Annotated in this window: 6 protein-coding genes and 1 pseudogene; 3 read left to right on the forward strand and 4 right to left on the reverse strand. The window is 73.0% G+C overall.

The features are described 5' to 3' along the window. Together ACFVYN_RS40015 and hrpB are read left to right on the forward strand one after the other, a co-directional pair. Nucleotides 1-270 (forward strand): annotated as a pseudogene (locus ACFVYN_RS40015) (SAM-dependent methyltransferase); the annotation flags it as partial. Nucleotides 271-301: 31 nt separating this feature from the next. Beyond that, complete coding sequence (hrpB, locus tag ACFVYN_RS40020) at nt 302-2,776, forward strand: ATP-dependent helicase HrpB (protein ID WP_390007570.1); 2,475 nt, start codon at nt 302-304, stop codon at nt 2,774-2,776. On the opposite strand, the gene ACFVYN_RS40025 is transcribed toward hrpB, so the two are convergent. The 3 genes from ACFVYN_RS40025 to ACFVYN_RS40035 form a co-directional block, all read right to left on the reverse strand. Beyond that, nucleotides 2,766-3,752, reverse strand: a complete 987-nt coding sequence (locus ACFVYN_RS40025) for a DUF3068 domain-containing protein (RefSeq protein ID WP_390007571.1) — start codon at nt 3,750-3,752, stop codon at nt 2,766-2,768. The genes hrpB and ACFVYN_RS40025 overlap by 11 nt on opposite strands. 21 nt (nt 3,753-3,773) lie before the next feature. Further along, entirely contained in the window at nt 3,774-3,908 is a 135-nt protein-coding gene (locus ACFVYN_RS40030) for an SPW_0924 family protein (protein WP_390007573.1), read from the reverse strand. Nucleotides 3,909-4,057: 149 nt separating this feature from the next. Then, on the reverse strand, nt 4,058-5,809 hold the full coding sequence (locus ACFVYN_RS40035) for a lytic transglycosylase domain-containing protein (protein WP_390007576.1): 1,752 nt from the start codon (nt 5,807-5,809) through the stop codon (nt 4,058-4,060). Nucleotides 5,810-6,117: 308 nt separating this feature from the next. Here ACFVYN_RS40035 and ACFVYN_RS40040 point away from each other — a divergent pair, with 308 nt between their 5' ends. Beyond that, nucleotides 6,118-6,963 carry a DUF4184 family protein gene (locus ACFVYN_RS40040; protein ID WP_390007578.1) on the forward strand — a complete coding sequence of 282 codons (846 nt, stop codon included), beginning with the start codon at nt 6,118-6,120 and terminating at the stop codon, nt 6,961-6,963. On the opposite strand, the gene ACFVYN_RS40045 is transcribed toward ACFVYN_RS40040, so the two are convergent. Next, nucleotides 6,896-7,339, reverse strand: coding sequence for a hypothetical protein (locus ACFVYN_RS40045; protein WP_390007580.1), 444 nt, complete (start codon nt 7,337-7,339; stop codon nt 6,896-6,898). The genes ACFVYN_RS40040 and ACFVYN_RS40045 overlap by 68 nt on opposite strands. Nucleotides 7,340-7,781: the final 442 nt, after the last annotated feature.

The raw sequence follows: 7,781 nt of genomic DNA on the forward strand, positions 1-7,781 counted from the left end.
GAGCCCGGCCCCGAGGGCCTGTCCGTCTCCGCCTCCTACTTCGACCGCACGCCCTACGTCGAACAGGACGAGGAGGACCGCGCGGTCTACGTCGAGCACCACCGCACGATCGGCGACCGGGTCCGTGACGTGGTCGCCGGCGGCTTCCGCCTGGTCGACCTGGTGGAGCCGGAGTGGCCGGTCTGGAACACCTCGGAGTGGGGCGGCTGGTCCCCGTTGCGCGGGAATCTGATCCCCGGGACCGCGATCTTCGTGTGCGAGCGCGACTGAGGCACTCCGGCAGTCGTACGACACTGGGGGCGTGATCCGTTACGACGCCCTGGACGCCCTTCCTGTCCGCAGTGCCCTGCCCGCGCTGGGCGACGCCCTGGAGGGCCATGGCACGGCCGTTCTCGTCGCCCCGCCCGGCACCGGCAAGACGACCCTCGTCCCGCTGGTCCTCGCGGGTCTGCTGGACTCCGGCGCACCCGCGCGGAAGGTCGTCGTCGCCGAGCCCCGCAGGATCGCCGCCCGCGCGGCCGCCCGGCGGATGGCGTGGCTGCTGGGCGAGAAGGTCGGCGCGAGCGTCGGCTACACCGTGCGCGGCGAACGGGTGGTCGGACCGCACGCGCGCGTGGAGGTCGTCACGACGGGTGTGCTGCTCCAGCGGCTCCAGCGCGACCAGGAACTGACGGGTGTCGACGTGGTGGTGCTCGACGAGTGCCACGAGCGGCACCTGGACGCGGACACGACGGCGGCCTTCCTGTGGGACGTACGGCAGGCCCTGCGGCCGGAGCTGCGCCTGGTGGCCGCGTCCGCGACGACCGACGCGCAGGGATGGGCGCGGTTGCTGGGCGACGCGCCCGTGGTCGAGGCCGAGGGTGTCGCGCATCCGGTGGAGGTCGTGTGGGCGCCGCCGGCACGTCCCGTACGCCCGCCGCACGGCATGCGGGTCGATCCCGCGCTGCTCACGCACGTGGCCTCGGTGGTACGGCGGGCGCTCTCGGAGCGGGCGGGGGACGTGCTGTGCTTCCTGCCGGGCGTGGGCGAGATCGCGCGCGTGGCCGGGCAGCTGGGCGCTCTCGGTGACGTGGAGGTGCTCCAGGTGCACGGGCGGGCCCCGGCGGCCGTACAGGACGCGGTGCTGGCGGGCGGGGAGCGGCGCCGGGTGGTGCTCGCGACCGCCGTGGCCGAGTCGTCCCTGACCGTGCCCGGGGTGCGGGTGGTCGTCGACTCGGGGCTCGCGCGGGAGCCGCGTGTCGACCACGCGCGCGGGTTGAGCGCGCTCGCGACCGTGCGGGCCTCGCAGGCTGCCGGGCGGCAGCGGGCGGGGCGGGCCGGACGGGAGGCGCCGGGTGCGGTGTACCGGTGCTGGGCGGAGGCCGAGGACGCCCGGCTGCCGCGTTTCCCGTCGCCGGAGATCAAGGTCGCCGACCTCACGGCGTTCGCGTTGCAGGTGGCCTGCTGGGGCGATCCGGACGCGTCCGGGCTCGCCCTGCTGGATCCGCCGCCGGGCGGGGCGATGGCGGCCGCGCGGGACGTGCTGACGGCTGTGGGAGCGGTGGACGCGGACGGCCGGGCGACGGACCGGGGGGCGCGGCTGGCCCGCCTGGGCCTGCATCCCCGGCTGGGACGGGCGCTGCTGGACACCTCCGGCGCGGGCGCCGAGGCGGTCGCGCTGCTGTCGGAGGAGCCGCCCAGGGAGTACGGCGACGACCTGACGGCCGCCGTACGGACCGCTCGGCGGGGCGGCGACGCCTATGCGGGACGGTGGCGGACGGAGGTACGGAGGCTGCGGTCCGCCTCGGCGGAGTTCTCCGAGCCGACTGCCGGAAACGACGGTCTCGTCGCCGCGCTCGCCTTCCCCGAACGGGTCGCCAGAGCCGACTCGGGCTCCTATCTGATGGCCTCCGGCACCCGCGCCGAACTCTCCGACGGCTCCCCGCTCCGGGGCTCGCCCTGGATCGCCGTGGCCGTGGCCGACCGGCCCCTGGGAAAGGGACACGCGCGCGTGCGGCTCGCTGCCGCGATCGACGAGGACACGGCCCGGTCGGCGGCCGCGTCCCTGTACTCCGAGCGCCAGGAGGTGCACTGGGCGGACGGGGACGTCGTGGCACGCCGGGTGGAGCGGCTCGGGGCGATCGAGCTCGCGGTACGGCCGCTGCGGAACGCGGACCCCGTCCTCGTCCGCGCGGCCCTGCTCGAAGGGCTGCGCCAGGAACGACTACGGCTGCTGCGGTGGACGCCCGACGCGGACGTCCTGCGGCAGCGGCTGGCGTTCCTGCGCCATCACCTCGGCGACCCGTGGCCCGACGTCGGCGATGACGCGCTCCACGCGCGCGTGGACGAATGGCTGGAGCCCGAGCTGGGCCGCGCCCGCCGCCGGGCCGACCTGGCGCGCATCGACGCCGGACAGGCACTGCAGAGGCTCCTGCCCTGGGCCTCCGGCGAGGCCACGCGGCTCGACGAACTGGCGCCCGAACGGGTCGCCGTACCGAGCGGGTCCAGGATCCGGATCGACTACGGCACCCCCGAACAGCCCGTCCTGGCGGTGAAGTTGCAGGAGATGTTCGGGCTGCAGGAGTCGCCCCGGATCGCCGGGGTGCCGCTCCTGGTCCATCTCCTGTCCCCCGCCGGGCGCCCCGCCGCGGTCACCGCCGACCTGGCCACCTTCTGGAAGGACGGCTACAAGGGTGTCCGGGCGGAGCTGCGCGGCCGGTATCCGAAGCATCCGTGGCCGGAGGACCCGGCGGGCGCCGAGCCGACCCGGTTCACCAACGCGCGGCTCAGGCGGTGACCGGTTCGGGCTCGTCGACCCTCGTGGGGGCCGGGCGGCGGCCGCGGGCTTCGAGCAGCAGCGCGAGCGCCAGCAGCAGGACGCCCAGGGTCAGGAAGCCCCACGGCAGGTACGAGGTCATGAGGAGGACGAGGGTGCGGTTCGACTTGACCAGGTCGACCGTGTGCCTGATGTAGTCCTCGCGCATCTTCACGTCGCCGGCGAAGACCGTCACCTTGTCGCGGCCGCCGAGCAGGGTGCCGCCGCGCAGTTCCTCCTTGTGGAGTTCCTCGCCGTAGACGGGTGCGCCGGTGAGGGGTTCCACCCAGAACTTGCGGACCGTGGTGTACCAGCGGGTGGTACCGGTTTTGGCGAGGGAGGCGGGGGTGATGCCCTGGACCGGCATGGTCTTCGGGAAGGGCACCTTGGTCCAGGGGATGGTCTGCTCGAAGTAGTAGACGTCGACGCCGCGGAAGTTCTGGGTGCCCTGGTAGTGGATGGGGGCCGAGGTGCGGGTCTGGGCGTCGAAGTACTGGTAGTCCCGTTTCTCGGTGAGGAAGGGCCACTTGAACTCGATGCCGACCCGTTTGACGGGATCGCCGTCGACCGACTCGCCGGTGGCGTGGACGGGGTCCTGGGTGTGGGCGTCGAAGATGTAGCGCTCGGGGATCTTGGAGACCATCTTGCCGTCGGGCCCGACGACGTAGGACAGGCCGTCCCAGACGACGACGTCCTTCCCGGCCGTCTTCTCGATCTTCTCCGAGGCCTCCACGTTGCCCTTGAGGGTCTGCACGATGGTGACCTTGGAGACCTTCTTCGCCTTCATTTGGTCGTTGTAGTCGATCAGGGTCGCGTCCTTGGCCTCCAGGACCATGTCCTGGTACTGGTTCGCGGGGATCTTGGCGAGGCGCGGGAAGGCGTACCAGCGCAGCAGCGGGGACAGCGCCGCGAAGAACACGGCGAGGGCGAGCAGGACCAGGCTGGTCTTGCGGCGCATCTCGGCCTCCCGGGCGGACGGTTACGGGTGCGCGGGCACCGTGGTCAGCAGCGGCTTGGGCGATGTCCGGCCGGCGGGCGTGCCCAGCGCGGTGATCGTGAGGACCAGCGCGAACGCGAGAGCGAGGCCGGTCACGGCGGCGATCAGGGCGCGCATGTCTGCCTCCCGGCGGGCGGGAACTGATACATCGTCAGTTCCGGCACGGTAGCAACGCCCGGGCGAGATGAGAACAGCTCGCACACGCACGGAGGGCGCCTTGTCCGCCGTAGCGGAGAAGACGCCCTCCGGGGTGTGGGTCTCGCGCCCTACGAACTCGCGCCGGCGCTCGGCGAGGGGCTCGTGGAGGTCTCCGTGGCCGCCGCCACGGTCAGCGTCACGTCGAGCGTCGCGCCGCCCGCGGTGGTGATGCGGAGCACGAAGGTGCCGGTGGTGTCGTCGGCGTAGAGCTGCGGCAGCTTCAGCAGGCCGTCCGCGTCCGTGGTGAGGCCCGTCAGGGTGCGGATGGTCTTGCCGTCGGCGTCCTTGAAGTAGGGGCCCTTGTCGTTCTCGGTCGCGTCGTCGGCCGCCTTGATCAGGGTGGCGGTGGCGGCCACCTTGTCGGCGACGGCGTCCTTGTAGGTGGCCTTGACCTGGACCGCGTCGGCGAACTGGCCGCCGGGGACACACGTCAGCGCGGTGTCGGCGGTGCGCACGAGGGTGTCGGCGACGCGCTGGGTGACGGTGGCCGTGTAGTCCGGCCCTGTGACGGTACGGCCGATGAGGGTGGCGCGGACCGTGAAGGTGCCGGTGGTCTCGCCCGCCTGGAGCGCGGGCGCGGTGGCCACGCCGGAGCTGCCCGTCAGAGCAGTGGCGACCTTCTCGCCGCCGGTGAAGGTCGCGTCGGTGTCGCCGACGATCGTGAAGCGGATCCGGACCTTGGCGACGCCCTTGCCCGCGGCGTTCTCCGCCTTGGTGCTGATCTTCTCGGTGAACGCGTCGCCCGCGACGGCGGTGAGCTTCGCGGTGCCCGAGTCCTCCAGGTGGTCCACGGACTGGGTGGGGGTGACCGGAGTCGTCGGGGGCGGAGTGGTCGGGGTCCCCGACGGGGGCGGGGTCGTGGACGGCGGGGTGGCCGGGGGCGGGGTCGGCTTCGGTGAGCCGGGCGTGCTCGGCGTGGGCGTGGGCGTGGTCGGCGTCGAGGGCGACGACGGATAGGTCGAGCCGCCGCTGGCGTTGCTGCCGTCGCTGCGGCTGTCCGGGACGGTGCCGGTGCCGTCGGGGATCTCGTGGGTGCCCTTGCGGAAGTACTCCAGCCACGACAGGACCGTGTTGAGGTAGTCCCGCGAGGGGTTGTAGCTGAGGATCGCGCGGTCCAGGTCGCCCTGGGTCGACAGGTCCCAGCCGTTGCGGCACAGGTAGTGACCGGCGGCGAGGGAGGCGTCGTAGATGTTGTTCGGGTCCTTCACCCCGTCGCCGTTGCCGTCGCGGCCGGCCCACGCCCACGTGGACGGGATGAACTGCATGGGCCCGACGGCCGAGTCGTAGGCGCTGTCGCCGTCGTAGACGCCGTGGTCGGTGTCCCGGATGAGCTCGAAACCGTTGCCGTCGAGCTGCGGGCCGAGGATCCTCGAGGTCGTGGTGCCGTCGGCGTCGACACGGCCGCCGCGGGCCTGGCCCGACTCGACCTGGCCGATGGCGGCGAGGAGCTGCCAGGGCAGATTGCAGCCGGGCTTGGACTCCTGGAGTTCGAGCGCGGCCTTCTTGTAGGCGTCGAGGACGGTCGCGGGGATGCCCGCCTCGGACTCCACCGGAGAGAGGGTGGAGGCGGTGCCGTCGGTCGGCGCGGGGCTCGGGGTGTTCAGCGGCGGCAGGTCCGTGTAGTACGGCGACTTGCCGGTCGCGCTGCCGTCACCGGTGGTCGCGTCGGGCGAGGGCTGGGCGTCGGCGGCGGTCGATCTGCCGTTGTCGTCGACCGTGGCCGCCGGTGCCTGGGAGGCGGACAGTGCCGCGACCGCGGCCGCGGCCACTGCGGTGGTCACCGCTCCCTTGCGCAGCCTCCTGCCGAATTGCGCCGCCATAAAGTGAACCCCTCCTGTGGACGCCCGAACGCCCTTGTCCGTCTGTCGCTCTCGTCCAGTTGAGACAGTCGAGCCACCCTGGAGGTTGCCCCTGTGACGCACGGCAATTCCTGATGCGCACGTTCGACCGAGCTCCCCGGCGCGGTGACCCGTGTGACCCTACGACAACTTCCTTTTCGCGGACACCGGTTCGTGCCCGGTATTCACCGGTTGGCCATGTTCGATCGGTGCGGGCCGGCGTCGCCCATACTGGACGGGACCGATCACCCGGGCCGCCAACGGCCCAACAGCCGCCGCGAGGAGCCCCGTTGCCGTTCACCCTGAGCCATGCGGCGGCGGTACTGCCCGCGATGCGCACCGACGGAACGGGCCGGGGCCGACTGGTTCCAGCCGTGCTCGTGGCCGGATCCTTCTCGCCCGACATGACCTATTACGCGGCAAGTGTCGTGCCGGGGGCCATGGAATTCGGCACCGTCACGCACTCCTTTCCGGGCGTCTTCACCGTCGACGTGCTCATCGCCTGGACGCTGGTGGGCCTGTGGCTGCTGCTGCGGGAACCCCTGGTGGCCCTGCTGCCCCGAAGGCGACAGGGCGGCGTGGCGACGCTGCTGCGCTGCGGCACGCCACGCGCACGCGTGCGTACGGCACTGGCCGCGCGCTGGTACGCCTCCGCCGTCCTCGGAGCGCTGACCCACGTCGTGTGGGACGCGTTCACGCATCACGACCGATGGGGGGTGCGACTGTTCCCCGTCCTGGGCCGGGAGCTGGCCGGATCCCCTGGGTACTGGTACGTGCAGTACGGCAGTTCGGCGCTGGCCGCGGTGGTGATCGCCGTGTTCTGGGGGTACGCGCTGCGCCGGGCGCCCTGGGTGGCCGAACCACCCGGTGTGCCCGTTCTGTCGGTGCGGGACAGGTGGTGGGCCATGGCCCTGCTCGGCGGATGCGTGACGGTGGGCGCGCTGCGGCGGGCCTCGCGGTGGTGGGCGTACTGGGGCTCCACCGCGAAGCCCTGGGAACTGATCCCGGCCCTCTGCTTCGGCGCGGGTGCCGGTCTGGTGCTCGGGGTGCTGCTGTATGCCACGGCGGTCAGGCTGTGGCGCCCGGCCCCGGTGTCCGGCGCCCGGGAAGAGGCCGGTCTCCCGCTCGCTCGCTGACGGCGTCCGCGGCCGCGATGAACACCGTCATGGTGGGCATCGGACGGGACCGGGGCAACAGGGTGAGGGCGAGCGCGAGATAACTCAGCACCAGCTCGGCCCACCTCGCGGCGTCCCGCTCACGGCGGTCGATGTGGTGCCGCAGTTCTGTGGCGGCATGGCGCAGGGTGCTGAGGCGGACGGGAATGCGAGGGCCTGCCGTCCTGCGCCGCGTCCGGCGCAGGAGTGTCGCCGGATCGAAGGGAATGCGGGCGGTGCTTGCGGCGGCCGCGTGGGCCGGAACCGGGGGCTGCCGTACGGACAGGGCCTTTTCGGCGTGCGCCTGTGCCTGCGTCCGTCCGGGACCCGCCCGGCGGTGAAGCATGCGTATACCCATGACGGCATCCTGGCCGGGGGGCGGGGCGGGGGCGCGGTCGCGGGGGCCAGCCGAGTGACGAACGCTGCGCTGGGCTTGGGCGGGGCGCCTAAGGGGGTGCCGGGTCAGGTTGTCGTGCGGGGGCGGGTGCGTTGTGGCTGGTCGCGCAGTTCCCCGCGCCCCTGAGGGGTTGCAGTCACCTGCGCCAGGACGGACCGTTCGCCGGGCCGGTTGCCGTGCGAGTGCAGGCCGGTGGGGGCCGGTCGTGCAGTTCCCCGCGCCCCTGAGGGGTTGCAGTCGCCCGTACCCACGACGGAACCGTTCGCCACATCACGCGGCACGACGGACCGCTCGCCACCCCACGCGCCACGCCGGACCGTTCGCCGGACCGCGCGCCACGATCCGGCGGTTGGCCGCGTACGGCGGGCAGGGGACGGGGTGGGGGGTGTCCGCCCCCAGCGGC

It is taken from the genome of Streptomyces sp. NPDC058307 (assembly GCF_042880295.1).
GTDB lineage: Bacteria > Actinomycetota > Actinomycetes > Streptomycetales > Streptomycetaceae > Streptomyces.